General features: G+C 54.2%; 14 protein-coding genes. 1 reads left to right on the plus strand and 13 read right to left on the minus strand.

The annotated features are described in order from the left end of the window. Positions 1-21: 21 nt before the first annotated feature. The 13 genes from RHH53_RS03630 to RHH53_RS03690 form a co-directional block, all read right to left on the minus strand. A complete protein-coding gene (locus RHH53_RS03630) occupies positions 22-819 on the minus strand; it encodes a TatD family hydrolase (RefSeq protein ID WP_302678865.1) in 798 nt (265 codons plus the stop codon). 5 nt (positions 820-824) lie between these two features. Further along, entirely contained in the window at positions 825-1121 is a 297-nt protein-coding gene (rpsT, locus tag RHH53_RS03635) for a 30S ribosomal protein S20 (protein WP_149820827.1), read from the minus strand. A gap of 42 nt (positions 1122-1163) precedes the next feature. Next, on the minus strand, positions 1164-1925 hold the full coding sequence (gene larB, locus RHH53_RS03640) for a nickel pincer cofactor biosynthesis protein LarB (protein ID WP_310438080.1): 762 nt from the start codon (positions 1923-1925) through the stop codon (positions 1164-1166). Next, positions 1926-3392, minus strand: coding sequence for a site-2 protease family protein (locus RHH53_RS03645; RefSeq protein WP_206201098.1), 1467 nt, complete (start codon positions 3390-3392; stop codon positions 1926-1928). It lies immediately after the preceding gene. Positions 3393-3417: 25 nt separating this feature from the next. Next, positions 3418-5346 carry a molecular chaperone HtpG gene (htpG, locus tag RHH53_RS03650; RefSeq protein WP_310744110.1) on the minus strand — a complete coding sequence of 643 codons (1929 nt, stop codon included), beginning with the start codon at positions 5344-5346 and terminating at the stop codon, positions 3418-3420. Between the two features lie 37 nt (positions 5347-5383). Beyond that, entirely contained in the window at positions 5384-6583 is a 1200-nt protein-coding gene (hemW, locus tag RHH53_RS03655; protein WP_310744111.1) for a radical SAM family heme chaperone HemW, read from the minus strand. Positions 6584-6590: 7 nt separating this feature from the next. Then, a complete protein-coding gene (locus RHH53_RS03660; protein ID WP_310438083.1) occupies positions 6591-7397 on the minus strand; it encodes a hypothetical protein in 807 nt (268 codons plus the stop codon). A 100-nt stretch (positions 7398-7497) separates the two neighbouring features. Beyond that, complete coding sequence (gene psbA, locus RHH53_RS03665) at positions 7498-8580, minus strand: photosystem II q(b) protein (protein WP_310438084.1); 1083 nt, start codon at positions 8578-8580, stop codon at positions 7498-7500. Positions 8581-8805: 225 nt separating this feature from the next. Continuing rightward, the gene (locus RHH53_RS03670; RefSeq protein ID WP_302678870.1) at positions 8806-10347 is read right to left on the minus strand and encodes a Gldg family protein; all 1542 of its coding nucleotides are present in this window, start codon (positions 10345-10347) and stop codon (positions 8806-8808) included. 12 nt (positions 10348-10359) lie between these two features. After that, a complete protein-coding gene (locus RHH53_RS03675; protein ID WP_315863527.1) occupies positions 10360-11163 on the minus strand; it encodes an ABC transporter permease subunit in 804 nt (267 codons plus the stop codon). 16 nt (positions 11164-11179) lie between these two features. Further along, positions 11180-12151: an ABC transporter ATP-binding protein gene (locus RHH53_RS03680; protein WP_302678871.1), complete on the minus strand. Its 972-nt coding sequence runs from the start codon at positions 12149-12151 to the stop codon at positions 11180-11182. 59 nt (positions 12152-12210) lie between these two features. Further along, entirely contained in the window at positions 12211-12960 is a 750-nt protein-coding gene (locus RHH53_RS03685) for an MBL fold metallo-hydrolase (RefSeq protein ID WP_302678872.1), read from the minus strand. 52 nt (positions 12961-13012) lie between these two features. Beyond that, a complete protein-coding gene (locus RHH53_RS03690; protein WP_310453338.1) occupies positions 13013-13615 on the minus strand; it encodes an aminodeoxychorismate/anthranilate synthase component II in 603 nt (200 codons plus the stop codon). Between the two features lie 60 nt (positions 13616-13675). On the opposite strand from RHH53_RS03690, the gene RHH53_RS03695 reads away from it, so the two are divergent. Further along, positions 13676-14419 (plus strand): HAD family hydrolase, encoded by a 744-nt coding sequence (locus tag RHH53_RS03695; RefSeq protein ID WP_310453339.1) that lies wholly within the window; start codon positions 13676-13678, stop codon positions 14417-14419. Positions 14420-14449: the final 30 nt, after the last annotated feature.

Here is a 14449-nt window from a genome sequence, read left to right on the forward strand (position 1 = left end):
ACTTCCCAATGCCTGAGCAATTTATGCGGCAACTTCTGGGGGCAGGGGGAGGCGAAAGAGCTGACAGGCGTTGAGGGTGGTTTGCTGTTCTAATTCCAAGAGGTCACATTGTCGCAGACGGGCGACGGCTTCAGCCACAAAGCGCACATAGCTGGGTTCATTGCGTTTTTCGCCGCGTTTGGGCACAGGGGCAAGGAAGGGGCAATCCGTTTCCACCAGTAGGCGATCGCTGGGAACCATTTGTGCCGAGGCATGGATTTGTTTGGCGTTCTTAAACGTGACGGTGCCGCTAAAGCTGATAAAAAGACCCAGATCGAGAAACCACTCCGTTTCTTCGGGGGTACCGCCCCAGCAGTGCATCACTCCTTGCACCGGCCCGCGATCGCGCACAAACTGTTGAAGTAGATCCCGCGCGGCAGCGGCTGCCTCCCGACAGTGGATAATCACTGGCAGATTCAAGCTGTGGGCAACCTCCAACTGTGCCCAAAAGGCCGCTTCCTGTTCTTCGCGATTCGTGGCTTTGTAAAAATCTAAACCTGTTTCGCCAATGGCCACCACCTTGGGTTCACTGGCGGCAAGGCGGGCAATTTTTTCCTTGAGATCCGGCTGCCACTGCTCTGTATCTAGGGGATGGAGACCCACTGCCATAAAGAGTTCGGGAAACTGCGCGGCAAGGCTCTGAATGGTGGGAAATTCACTGGGTTCAACGCAGGAGTGAACCAGCCGCACCACTCCCGCCGATCGCCAGCGTTCAGCCACTGAGTCCAGATCGGATGCGTACTCTGGAAAGTTGAGATGGACGTGGGTATCCACCAACATGGGGATTAGGCAGCCGGTTGCAGCGTTTTGTTGAGGATACGGGTCAGCCGCGCTTTACGACGGGCACCGGTGTTGCGATGGAGCACACCGCGCTTAACCGCTTTGTCAATTTTGCTAAAGGCCAAGTTGAGTCGCTGCTGGACTTCCGCCAGTTTTTCCGGAGTGGGATCGGCAGCATACTGACTAATAGCCGTCAAGTAGTTTTTAATCAGCGTCCGCACTGCCGAGCGATAGGCTTTGTTGCGAAGACGGTTGCGCTCAGCAATTTGGGCACGTTTAGCGGCAGATTTGATGTTAGCCACAGGTCACCTGATGATCAATCACACGTTAAGAACAAATAACCATTATAACCGTTGACTGAGCGATCGCAAGATCTTGGCCGCCAGCATTGCCGCCCCAAAGCCATTGTCAATATTGACGACACCAATGCCGGGGGCACAGGAGTTGAGCATTGTCAGTAGCGCTGCCAAACCGCCAAAATTCGCGCCATAGCCAATACTGGTGGGTACAGCAATCACGGGTACCGAGACTAGCCCCGCCACCACACTGGGCAGTGCCCCCTCCATGCCCGCAACCACAATGAGCAGGGCCATCTCCTCTAGGCGATCGCGCACACTCAACAGCCGATGAATTCCCGCCACCCCCACATCCCAAAATCGCTCAACCCCAAATCCTGACAGTTGCAACGTCACTGCTGCCTCTTCGGCCACGGGTAGATCCGCTGTGCCGGCACAGACCAAGCCCACCGGCAGGGGAAACTGCGGCGGCAAAATGGGGGCTGTACTGCAAATCCGTGCCTTTTCAAAATAGTGCAGTCCACCAACGCGCGATCGCAGCGCCTCAAACACCTCGGAGGAAATGCGCGTGGCCATCACACAGGGATAGTGGGGACGCATCCGCTGCAAAATCTCGACAATCTGCTGCGGGGTTTTGCCGGGTCCCCAAATCACCTCTGGAAAGCCGGTGCGCTGCTGCCTTTGGTGATCAATGCGTGCAAAATCGCCAATGGGTTCGTAGGACAGGTGTTGCAGTTGGCGATAGGCGGTCTCTACGCTCAGTTGTCCTTGGGCAACTGCCGTCAAAATTTGCCGCAGTGAGTCGGGCATTTAGCCTCCAATTCCCAAGCGACCCGCTAGCCCCGGCGCCATCGGGATCAAGGTAGCGGCCATCAGGAACAACAGCAGCAGACCAAGACCAGCACGGGTATCATCGGGTTCGGTGATCTCATCGAGACTGGGCTGATCCATATCCCGCTGCAACAGCAGAATCACCAACGCCCAATACAAGGCCAAGGGGTTGACGATCGCCACCAAGCCCAAGACCACAAGGGTAATAATCGTCAGTCGTTTGGCGGTTTTGGTACCGTAAATGGCTTGAATAATCCGCCCCCCATCCAGTTGTCCTGCGGGCATCAAGTTCAAGGCCGTCATGATCAAGCCCAGCCAGCCCAAAATCACAAAGGGATGCACCACCACCACTTCACTTTGCAACTGCTGCCCCAAAAAGAGCTTGGCGATCGTCCCCACCAAAATCGAGCCTTGGAAAAAGAGGGTCGGCACCTCTAACCCCTGACTCGTGGGCGAGAGAACAAGGCCAATGGCCAACAGCAGCAGCGAAACACTACCAGCCGCGATCGCCCCTGCTGCACCAATGTCAAAGAGTTGACTGCGATTGGCAAGGAAGGATTCAATGCGGGTCATGGCTCCAAAAGTCCCCAACTGCCACGCGGGTAAAAAGATGGGCGGCCCCAAGCGTGCCCGATAGCGTTTGGCCATTAGCCAGTGACCCCCTTCCCGTATAGCGGCAATGCCAAAGAGACCCAAGGCAAAGGGGAGCGATCGCTGGAAGAGGCCAGTGGTTGGATTTCCCAGTAAGCTAAACCCCTGCAGGATGGCACTGGTCTCGAGACAGGTTCCAAGGGTGGCCACCGCCAAGAAAACCGCTGCCAGCTTCTGAAGATTGCCCGAGCGAATTGGTTCGGTCGTCATTGGTAAAATCACGACCATCGGCTTGCCCTCCCCATTGGCCACCATAAAAAGGCGATAGCGATCGGGCAAGGCGGCCTGTAGGCGTTCAGTGAGTTGCTGATGCACCACTTTGGCCTCTCCCCGCAGATTCCCCGGGCAGATCACGCCCCCTTTGTAGGGAATGTAGTCGGTGGCGAAGTAGGTATCCACGCTAAAGATACTTTGAATGGCTTGTAGGTCTTCGGCGGGAAGGCTGGGTCGTGCAGTAGGCTGGGCTGGGGTCGTCTGCTCTGTGGTGGCTTGCTCTAGTTCCGAACGGCCAGAGGGAGCAGAGGGTAGGGGCAATTCGGCGGTGGCCGCCAGCGATCGCAACCAACGGCCAAGGGCAACATAGGCCACAATCGAGAACACCAGCCCAAAGAGCACGGCAGCAAAGTTAATCACAATCCCAAAGCTGAGGCTGCCAAAAACCACTAGCCAAGGGAGCATCAGGACAAGGGTTTGCAGCCAAGCCACAATCCCCAGCTTGCCGTAGGGCAGGTTGCGGTACAGTCCCCACGCCAGTAGGGCGATCGCCCCCGCCAATAGGCCTACCGTAATAATCATGCGTTACCTCCCGCGTTTGCAAACGTTAGCGCGTGGCCATAGTGGTCAGTTGGGTCAGAACTTGACTGGCACGCTCTGTAAATTGCTGCATACCATTGGCATCAAAGCCCCGCTGTGACAATAGAGCCAAATCGTAGATATACTGACACAGCTTTTCGACCAATGCACCCGTTTCTGAGGTGCCGCTGGTTTGAATAATCGTGCCTTGGTTGAGGCTGAGGAGATTTTGCACCAAGGGATGGGCGGTATTGACAACCAAGATATGCTCCTCTGGCAACTGCGCATTGGGTTGCTGCTGCATCATCGCCATCATCTCCTGCATCCGCCGACTGGTTTCGGGCAACAGGATCATTGCCGGGGGGGCATCGGCCTTGAGGGCCTCGGTGCGAATGGTCAGTTTCGGCTTTTTCAGCACAGATTCAAAGAGCGCCTTGATCTGCTCACTGCGGGTTTTGTTGGTAGCTGGGTCAATGATTTCGCTCTCTTTGCTCTTGTCAATCAGGGTTTCATCCAGTTCAGCGTCCACCCGCAGAAACTTGACATCGCGGTAATTTTGCTCCAGCCACGGCACAAAGTGGGTATCAATGAAACTGTCCATAAACAGAACTTCAATCCCTTGGCTTTTAAGCAGTTGCACGTAGGTGGCTTGGTTCACCTCATCGGTGCAGTAATAGACGCGCTTGCCTTGGCGCTCTTGGTTGCGCTCGAGGTACTCCTTGAGGGTGGTGTAGGTTTTGCCATCCACTTGGATGCCCCCCTCACTGGCCCAGACATCCTCGCTCTCTTTGGAGATGAGTTCGGCCGTGGTGCGGTAGATGAGAATATCTTCCACCTGCTTTTTGAACTTCTCATCGTTGATGGAACCGAATTTGACAAAGGTGCCCAAGTCTTGCCACGAGCGTACGTAGGCCGCCGGGTCTTCGCGGTATAGCTCCTTCAGGCGATCGCCCACCTTTTTGGCAATGTAGTCGGCAATTTTGCGCACCGTGCGATCGTTTTGCAGGAAACTGCGGGACACATTCAGGGGAATGTCGCTGCTGTCAATGACCCCCCGCAAAGGCAGCAAAAAGCGCGGGATCACCTCTTCGCAGTTATCGCTGACAAAGACTTGGTTGCAGTAGAGCTTAATTTGCCCCTTGCTGACATCAATATCGGGGCGCAGTTTGGGAAAGTAGAGAATGCCATTGACCACAAAGGGATAGTCGGTATTGAGGTGAACCCAAAGCAGCGGGTCTTCTTGAAAGGGATAGAGATAGCGGTAAAACTCGAGATAGTCTTCTTTGCTGAGGCTATTGGGAGAACTCTTCCAAGGGGCAATTTGTTTATTAATTTGCTCACCCTCTAGCTTAATTGGCACCGGCAAAAAGTCACAGTATTTGCGCACCAATTCACGAATGCGGCCGGGTTCTAGGTACTCCAACTCACCCTCTTGCAGGGTTAGGGTGACGGTTGTCCCAACACTGGTGCGCTGACCATCGGAGAGGGTAAATTCAGTGGAACCATCACAGGTCCAATGCACGGGGACAGCACCTTCGCGGTAGGAGAGGGTATCAATTTCCACCCGTTCTGAGACCATGAAGGCGGAGTAAAAGCCAAGGCCAAAGTGACCAATGATTGCGTCTTCCCCTTCCCCTTTGTACTTTTGAACGAATTCTTCGGCACTGGAAAAGGCCACTTGGGTAATGTATTTTTTGACTTCCTCGGCGGTCATGCCAATGCCGTTGTCGGCGATCGCCAGCTTTTTGTTTTCTTTGTCAATCGTGATCGTCACTTCCGGGTGATCCACATCGCCGCTATATTCCCCAGAACGTGCCACCATCCGCAGTTTTTGGATTGCATCTACCGCATTGGAGACCAGTTCCCGCAGGAAAATCTCATGATCGGAGTAGAGCCACTTTTTAATGATTGGAAAAATGTTCTCAGTATGGATTGAAATGGTTCCCTGTTCCAACATGATGCTTCCCGTGAGTGTATTCTTGGTCAGACAACCTCTAGTGTATCGGTAGGGGTTGCCCTTGCTGTTGGTGGAAAACCGATCTCTCCATCGCCTCCCAAAGAGTGACAATGACGGTATTGGCCATCAGAAATCCTTCTGGCTGGGTCAAGTGCAGGCGATCGCCCGTCAAAGAAAGCATCTCTGGAGACATGTTTGCCGCTGCTGCTTGTAGGGCTTCAACCCACGACATCGGAAATTCATCCGCCAGAGCAGTTAAAGAGAGGCCATCCCTGAGGCGCAAGCCCAGCATCAGGGTTTCCAACCAGCGATCCCACTGGGCATCTGGACTGACTTGATTGAGGCTCTCGGGTAAACTTTGCAGCCATTGATAGTATTCACGGCGGGTACGCGGACGGCTGAGGCGACGATGCCCGAGATAACTGGTGGCGCCCATGCCAAAGCCATAGTAGGGTTGATTGCGCCAATACACTTGATTGTGACGACAGGCAAACCCCGGTCGGGCATAATTGGAAATTTCGTAGTGATCGTAGCCCGCTGCGGTTAAGATTTCGTGGCCAAGGCGATAGGCAGCGGCGGCCTGTTCTTGGGTGGGTAGGGGGGCTGCTTCGGGTTGATAGCGTTTGCTGAAGACGGTTTTTGGCTCAATGATCAGGTCGTAGATGGATAGATGGGTAGGGTTGAGGGCGATCGCTTGCTCTAGGGAGCGTTGCCAACGTTGCAGGGATTGATTCGGTAGCCCCAAAATGAGATCCATGCTCCAATTTTCCACCCCAACCTCGTGAATCAGAGCCACTGCACGCTCAACATCGGTCACATCGTGACTACGGCCACACACTTGCAATAGCTCATTGTCAAAGGCCTGTACACCCAAGCTGACGCGATTCACCCCTACCCTGAGATAGGCCTGCAATTGTTTTAAGTCAAATGTCCCCGGATCCATTTCCATGGAAATTTCTGCCCCTTGGGCAATGCCTATTTGGCGATCGAGGGCTTCCAGCAGTTGGCCAATGTATTGAGGCGGGACTAGAGACGGTGTTCCCCCCCCAAAAAAAATCGTTTGGAGTGGTGGCGGCTCAGCAGGGGTGTGGGCAATTTCTTGACAGAGTGCAGCCACATACTCTTGGATAAGTGACTCTGCCAGCGTCGGAGAATCTCCCACTACCGTAATCGGAAAGTCACAGTAGAAGCAGCGGCGCCGACAAAAGGGCAGATGAATGTATGCGGCTCTAGTCATTGTTTTCTTAACTGGTTTGTGATGAAATCTGGTCAGGCAGCCGACCTTTGGCAACCAATAACTCCCATGCCCGCAAAACAGCGACCAAATCAGAGGCAAGGCGGTATTCATTGGCTTCAGCAAAGCGCACCGTTGCGGTGGGGGTCGAGACGAGATGAATAGGCACCGGTCGCTCTAGGGGTGTAGGTACAAAGTCAAAGCCATTGAAGCGCTCAAACCGGCGATCGCTCAACCATTGATTAAATTGACTGACTTGAGCAGGTGTCACTGTGCGTAGGGTGCGGCTGAGGGTTTCCCCGCGAGCATTGGTGGTTTGCTGCACAATCCGACCATCGTTATAAAGCAGTGTCGTTGTCGTTACGGGTAGACGGCTCCCAGAGGCATCACTTTGCCGAATCACGCGAAAACTCACGCCCTCAGGAAGGGGGGGCGGCAACTCCTCTGGACTCAGGCGTTGGGGGCGCTGAATGAGGGTGCCGATCATCCGACTGCCAGCGGCATCCCAAAGAATCAGGGAACCACTGTGATTGCTGCGATAGACCCACTGCTGGGGGTAAGGCGCCTTGGGATTTGTCAGGGTAATTTCCCAACCGGGGGTTAAACGCTCAGCACAATCCACCCGCAATCCCCCCAAGCCCAAACAGCCATCAGACCAAACTTTGGGCTGAACTTGAACCACGCTAATTTGCTCTGGTTCCTCACCAAACTGCTCGGCAGCGATCGCGATCGCCCGCGTAATGATCTCTGGAGCTGGTGTTGCTGCTTGCACCACAAGAGGCACTGCCACTGCCAAGAGGGATGTCCAACCATTCATTAACAAAGTCTCTACCCTTTGACCATCATCATAAAAAAAGACCGCCCCCGATGAAGAGGCGGTTCCTTTAACTAAACGCTAGTTAGCGTTGCTCTAGGAATTAGCCGTTGATGCTAGGAGCAATCATGGCCACAGGAGCAGACTCAGCGCTGGCCAAGTCGAGGGGGAAGTTGTGAGCATTACGCTCGTGCATCACTTCCATACCCAAGTTGGCACGGTTGATGATGTCAGCCCAAGTGTTGATCACGTTGCCTTGAGCATCGACAACGGAGTGGTTGAAGTTAAAACCGTTGAGGTTGAAGGCCATCGTGCTGATACCCAGAGCGGTGAACCAGATACCGATCACCGGCCAAGCGGCGAGGAAGAAGTGCAGCGCACGGCTGTTGTTGAAGCTGGCGTATTGGAAGATCAAGCGACCAAAGTAACCGTGGGCAGCCACAATGTTGTAGGTTTCTTCCTCTTGACCGAATTTGTAACCGTAGTTTTGAGACTCGGTTTCGGTGGTTTCACGGATCAAGCTGGAGGTCACCAGAGAACCGTGCATGGCGGAGAACAGAGCACCACCAAAGACACCGGCCACACCCAGTTGGTGGAAGGGGTGCATCAGGATGTTGTGCTCCGCTTGGAACACCAGCATGAAGTTAAAGGTACCAGAGATACCGAGGGGCATCCCGTCAGAGAAGCTGCCTTGACCAATGGGGTAGATCAAGAACACAGCGGTAGCGGCAGCCACAGGAGCGGAGTAGGCCACACAGATCCAAGGCCGCATACCGAGGCGGTAGCTGAGTTCCCACTCACGACCCATGTAGCAGAAGACACCGATCAAGAAGTGGAAGATAATCAGCTGGTAAGGGCCACCGTTGTAAAGCCACTCATCAAGGGAAGCAGCTTCCCAGATGGGGTAGAAGTGCAAGCCAATGGCGTTGCTGGTGGGCACCACTGCACCCGTGATGATGTTGTTGCCATAGAGCAAGGAGCCAGCGACAGGCTCACGAATGCCATCGATGTCCACAGGGGGAGCAGCGATGAAAGCAATCACGAAGCAGATGGTAGCAGCGAGCAGAGTGGGGATCATCAACACACCGAACCAGCCCACATAGAGGCGGTTGTTGGTGCTGGTAACCCAGCTACAAAATTGCTCCCACAGGTTCAGTTGCTCGCGACGTTGTAAAACAGTCGTCATAGTGATAAGTCCTGTTGAACAAGATGAATGAATGTTACAAACCGTTTACACTCCCAAATCGAGTCCCTGAGAGGCCTCAGGCGCACCCGCTGGCGTTGTGCAACGGAATGTAACCTTATATTAACCAATCTCTCAGGAAAATGTAAAGGGTTGTGTCTGAATTTTATATTTTGTTAATGATTTCTCAGGGATCAGGGGTGGTCACGCGCGATCGCCAGTGAAGAGTTAGCGGCGCCGCCACCAGACAAAAACGGCTGAGCCAAACCCGACAAGGGGCAACAGAAAGACACTGATAATCTCTAGCCAACGACTGGTGGTGACATTGAGTTGCAGGCGGCGATTGGTGGTTTCGCGCGGCCGAATCGAGAGTGCCTTTTGGTCGCGATCGCCCAACCAGAGCACGGAATTGACAAAGAGATCACTATTAATCCCTTGGTAGGCAATCACGCCATCGGTGGCGAATTCCGAATCCCCAAAGACCACCAAGCGGGCTTCCTTCGGTGGGTTATCACTCAACTGACGGGTAATCGCTACACCAATCGGCAGCGGCCCTTTGGTATCGACACCTTCAGTGAATTCAAGGTTGCCCGACTGCCAGTCGGTTTCCGCCCAAGTTTGCGGGCCCGAGAGGGCAATTTCCACAATGTCATCATCCTTCACAGGATCAATGCGAATGGCTTGCGCGCGGGGAAAGACACTCGGACCTTGGGCAAAGCGTTGAGTAATCGGGTGATTGCCATAGGTGGTGACAATAATCGTATCGGGACCGAGTCCCACCTGTTGACCCACACCAGAGCCGTCAATCACCCAGCGATTATCGAGGGTGAGTCCCCAGTTTTTCAGTAAATCATCCAGACCGGCGTTGACATCGACATCGAGCATTAGCAAAAGGCTACCACCCCGATTCAGGTACGCCTTGAGCAGATCCTGCTCCAGACGCAAAAAGGGTTGCCGCGGTCCAGCGACCACAATGACATTCGCATCCTCAGGAATTTTGCCCTTCTCCAGCAAATTCAGGGGCAGGAGTTCCACATCTCGCTGTTCGAGGAGTTTAGCCACTTCACTGAGACTGGCGGAGCCACCTGTGAGGGGAAGTTCATTGTGCCCCGTAGTGAAATAGGCACGGATCGTGCGATCGCTCGTCACCCGAATCAGGGCAGGGGTGAGGTTACTTTCGGAAAGGTCTTCATCAATGCGCTGCGTTTTCTCGCCCGCCACAACAATCACTTGCCCCACTTGAGTCACGTTGTACTTTTTAGCAAGGGCGGGTTGCTCTTGGGGGTCAATGAACTCAAATGAAAACTGGTTGCTGGCCTGACGGCGGTACTGTTCCAACAACAGGCGATCGCGACTGGCAGCATTGGCATCAAACACCAATACCCGCACCGGCTGATCCAAAGTTTGCAGAACATCACGGGTTTCTGCCGCTAGGGTAAAGGCACGGTTTTCGGTGAGATCGATTTCAACACTGTAGCGATCGGCCAAAAAATTGACGATGCCCAATAGAGCAATCACCGCAATCACAGTCAGGAGGGCATTGGTACTGGTTTGGGTAGAACGCCGCCCCCAAAACCCTGTGGAGACGCGACTTTGCTGGATCAGCCACAGCAGTAGGGCAATCCCCCCCAAAGCTAAAAGGCTCAAGGGTAACCAATTCCAGCGATTGGTGACGATGCCAGCACTCAAGCCAGCAATGATCAAAAGTGGCGCCGCCCACAGCAATACCGTGGTCAATCGTTCGGGTGAGCCTAGGGCAAAGCGTTTCATGACCGGTACCCCCTAATTGCGCTGGTAACGAAAGGCATCAATGGACTGTGCCGTGAGGAAGATGCCGAGGAAAATATAACTACCAAAGACAACAAGACTACTGCTGCGAAAAATTCCCCGTGTCAGGTTGGTAAAGTGCTCTAGGGGTGAGAGGTAGGTGAGGATATCACTGAGATTCCCGCCAGTATTTTTAGCCAAGACATCCAGCACCCAAAGAATCAGCAACACCGCAAATCCCAAAATGGCCGCCAAGATCGTGCTATCCGTCAACGATGAGAGAAACATCCCCAAGGAGAGAATGGCTGCTGCTAAAAGAATCAATCCGCCATTGCCCGCCAGAATTAGCCAAGGGGAGAGGGGGGGCGTACTCTGCTGGAGCGCCACAAACTGATAGACAATCACGGGCAGCAACAGCGTGGTATAAAACGTGAGCACTGCCAAGAGTTTACCCGTTGCCACACACCAGTTCGTAATCGGTGAGGTGGCCAAAAGTTCGAGGGTGCCGCGTTTGCGTTCTTCGGTGTACAGTCCCATCGAGAGCATGGGCAAAATGACTTGGGAAATGGAGCCGAGGAGTCCAAGGAAACTTTCGAGGATGAGCTTGGGAACGTCAATGGCTTGGCTCGGCGCCCCAAACTGTTGTTGCAGCAAATCCTGCTGAGCCACTTGGCTAATAATTGTCGTCATCACAACGAGGAAAAACAGGCCGCTGAGCAGCCAGAACACCCCGGCAATCACATAGTAGAAGGGGGCACTAAAGTAACTCTGGAGTTCGCGGCGATAGATGGCAAGAATGTTGGCAAGGAGGACACTCAGCCCGTGGAGGGAAACGCTAAGCACGGGCTTCTTCGGTGGTATCGCTGGGTTCTGCGGTGGGTTCATCGGTCGTTAGCTTCAAGAACACCTCCTCTAGGTTGGCACGGGAGCGGCGCATTTCAAAGAGTTGCACCCCATTTTGGACAAGGAGACTGGCGAGATCGGCACCGATTTCTGAAGGACTGCTGACCTGAAGTTGCTGTCGCCCTTGGGGAGTGCTATTGCCCCATGTGATCTGTTGCAGAGCAGGCAACTGTTGGAGGAGGGATTCAATAGCGGCGCGATCGCCCACGAGTTCGAGGTCATAGGTGTAGCTACTGCTGAGGCGTTGCAGCAGTTCATCCAGTTGGCCAATGCCCGCCACTTCGCCTTTATTGATAATCACGGCGCGATCGCAGGTCATGCTCACTTCCGCCAAAATATGGGTAGAAAGGATCACTGTATGCTGCCCCGCCAAGTTTTTAATCAGGTTGCGCACCTCAATAATTTGCCGCGGATCGAGACCCACCGTGGGTTCATCCAGAATGATGGCTGGCGGATCATGAACGATCGCTTGGGCAATGCCGACCCGCTGCCGATAACCCTTCGAGAGTTTGCGAATAATGGTGCGTTGCCGATCCCAGAGGCCGCAGCTTTTGAGGGCATATTCCACCCGCTGGGGGCGATCGCCCGCACTGACGCCCTTGATGCGAGCCACAAAGTGCAAATAGCCCGCCACCGTCATTTCCGTATAGAGGGGGGGATTTTCTGGCAGATAGCCAATGCGCTGCCGCACCGCCATCGGATTCGTGTGGACTTCATAGCCTGCAATAGATGCTGTGCCACTCGTTGCCGGTAGATACCCCGCCAAAATCCGCATTGTGGTGGTTTTGCCTGCGCCATTGGGGCCAAGGAGACCGAGAATCTCACCACTGGCCGCTGAAAAGCTGACATCCCGCAGCGCGACGGTTGTACCGTAAACCTTGGTCAGGTGTTCGACCTGAATCATGGCGTTTCCTCAACTCGTTCTACGGGAAACATTGACACACAATATAGCCGTTTTCCTCATCAAATACTGAGGACTTGGATAGTGGTATTTTGGGGCAGATTGGCTGCCGATAGACTGAGGGAGGCACCCCCACTGCGGCGAACCGGGGTTCCCTCCATAACTTTCAAAAAGTCCTCTAGCCCCGTCAGATCACAATTATTGGGGTCAGCCGCTGCCGTGCGATAGTGGGAAGGAATGACCAAACGGGGTTGCAAAACTTCAATGGCTGCCTTGGCCTCCTCAGCCCTATAGGCTTTGTCACTTCCTCCCACTGGCACAATCATCACATCAGGCCGTCCCATGAGAATGCGTTGTTCAATCGTGATCGGCATGGCAATGCCGCCCATATGCAAAAGATTGATGCCCCCCTGCTGCCAGCGCCAAACCACGTTGACGCCAAAGCGCAAGCCACCGACGCGATCATGACTGGTGCGGATGCCCTGAATACTCAAACCATTGACTTTATAGGAACCGGGTTGAAAAAGCAGTTTAGGCCGACCGGGTAAGCCTTCGATGTAACCCTCGTCCAGGAGGCGACTGCTAATCATGACAATATCCGCAGTGACACGGGGAGGCCGCAATCCTTTGGTGCAACCAATGGGACGGAAGGGATTCACCAGTACCCGCTGACCACTGCCGGTGAAGAGAAAGCAGGTGTGGCCAAACCATTGCAGAGAGAGACCCCCCCCTTGGGCATGGGCTGCCCAGTGTCCACTCAGGCTGGCGATCGCCCCAATTTGTGCCCAACGCAAGAACTGCCGCCGTTCCATTTTCTCTCCCCACACTCCTATTTCCAGCTCAGTGTACCGAAAAGTGGCTGGCTCACAATGATGGACTGGACAGCCGTCGCAAAAAGTTCCGTAGCAGGTCTTTGCCGCAGGTGGTGAGAATGCTCTCCGGATGGAATTGCACCCCTTCCAGCGTCGGATAGTGGCGGTGGCGCACCCCCATAATCAGGCCATCCTCTGTCCAAGCCGTAATTTCCAATAGATCAGGGCAACTGTCACGATCAATAACAAGGCTGTGGTAGCGGGTTGCGGTAAAGGGTTGGGGCAAGTCTTGGAACACCCCCACACCACTGTGGTAAATTTCTGACGTTTTGCCGTGCATGAGGGTTGGTGCGAGCGTCACCGTGCCGCCAAAAACTTCACCAATTGCTTGATGTCCCAAGCAAACCCCCAAGATGGGTAGTGTGCCAGCATAGGTGCGGATCAGGGCTTTAGAAATTCCAGCGTCCGCAGGGCGACCCGGACCAGGAGAAATCACAATACCCGCAGGGGCGAGGGCAGCGATCTCATCGAGGGTGATCTTGTCGTTGCGAAAGACGCGCAGATCCGCAGCAACTGGGAACTCCTGCGCTAGCTCTCCTAGGTACTGCACAAGGTTGTAGGTGAAGCTGTCGTAGTTATCAATAACGATAAGCAAGGGGGCAACGTCCTCTATCTTTTTTATTCTTTATGATCCTACTACCCAGAGGTTTTCTGAATGGTACGGCTCTCCTGTCGCGGACACGCTTTTGAACCTGTGGCAGCGGTGGTGTTTGATAAGGATGGCACCCTCGCAGATGTTGCTGAGTACTTGAAAGAGCTGGCGATCGCCCGCGCTGCGGCAGTTGCTGATCATTTCCCCAATCTCAAGCAATTGTTGCTCCAAGCCTTTGGTGTAAGGGGGGAGCACTTGGATGCAGGGGGATTGCAAGCTGTAGGAACACGGCAGGAGAATCTGATTGCCGCAGCAGCCCTTGTTGCCAGCCAAGGGGTTTCATGGATTGCCGCCCTAGAGCTGGTGAGTGCCGCCTTTGAAGCAGCAGAGCTAAAATTTACAACCAAAGCAGCGTTAACTCCTCCCCTGCCGAGGGTGATTGAATTGGTACAACAGTTGCATGGAATGAACTGTGCCTTGGCGATTATTTCTGGCGATCGCAGGTCGGAAATCGAGGCTTTTTTAGACACCTATCACCTGAAGCCCTTTTTCCAATGCTGGCAGGGGGGAGATGAGCCACCCACGAAGCCCGATCCGCAGGTACTCCTGAGGGTGTGCGATCGCCTTGGGGTGCGACCCGATCAAACCGTGGTTATTGGCGATGCCGATAGTGATGGCCTCATGGCACAGCAGGGGGGGGCAGCGGGCAGCATTGGTGTTACGTGGGGTTGGCATCGGCCACCAGTGCTCAATTACTGTGATTGCATCCTTGCCTCACCCTTGGAGATGCAGATTAGTGCTGACTGAGAACTAATTAGACTCAGTGGTGATTGAGGG

It is taken from the genome of Thermosynechococcus sp. PKX82 (genome assembly GCF_031583255.1).
Classification (GTDB): domain Bacteria; phylum Cyanobacteriota; class Cyanobacteriia; order Thermosynechococcales; family Thermosynechococcaceae; genus Thermosynechococcus.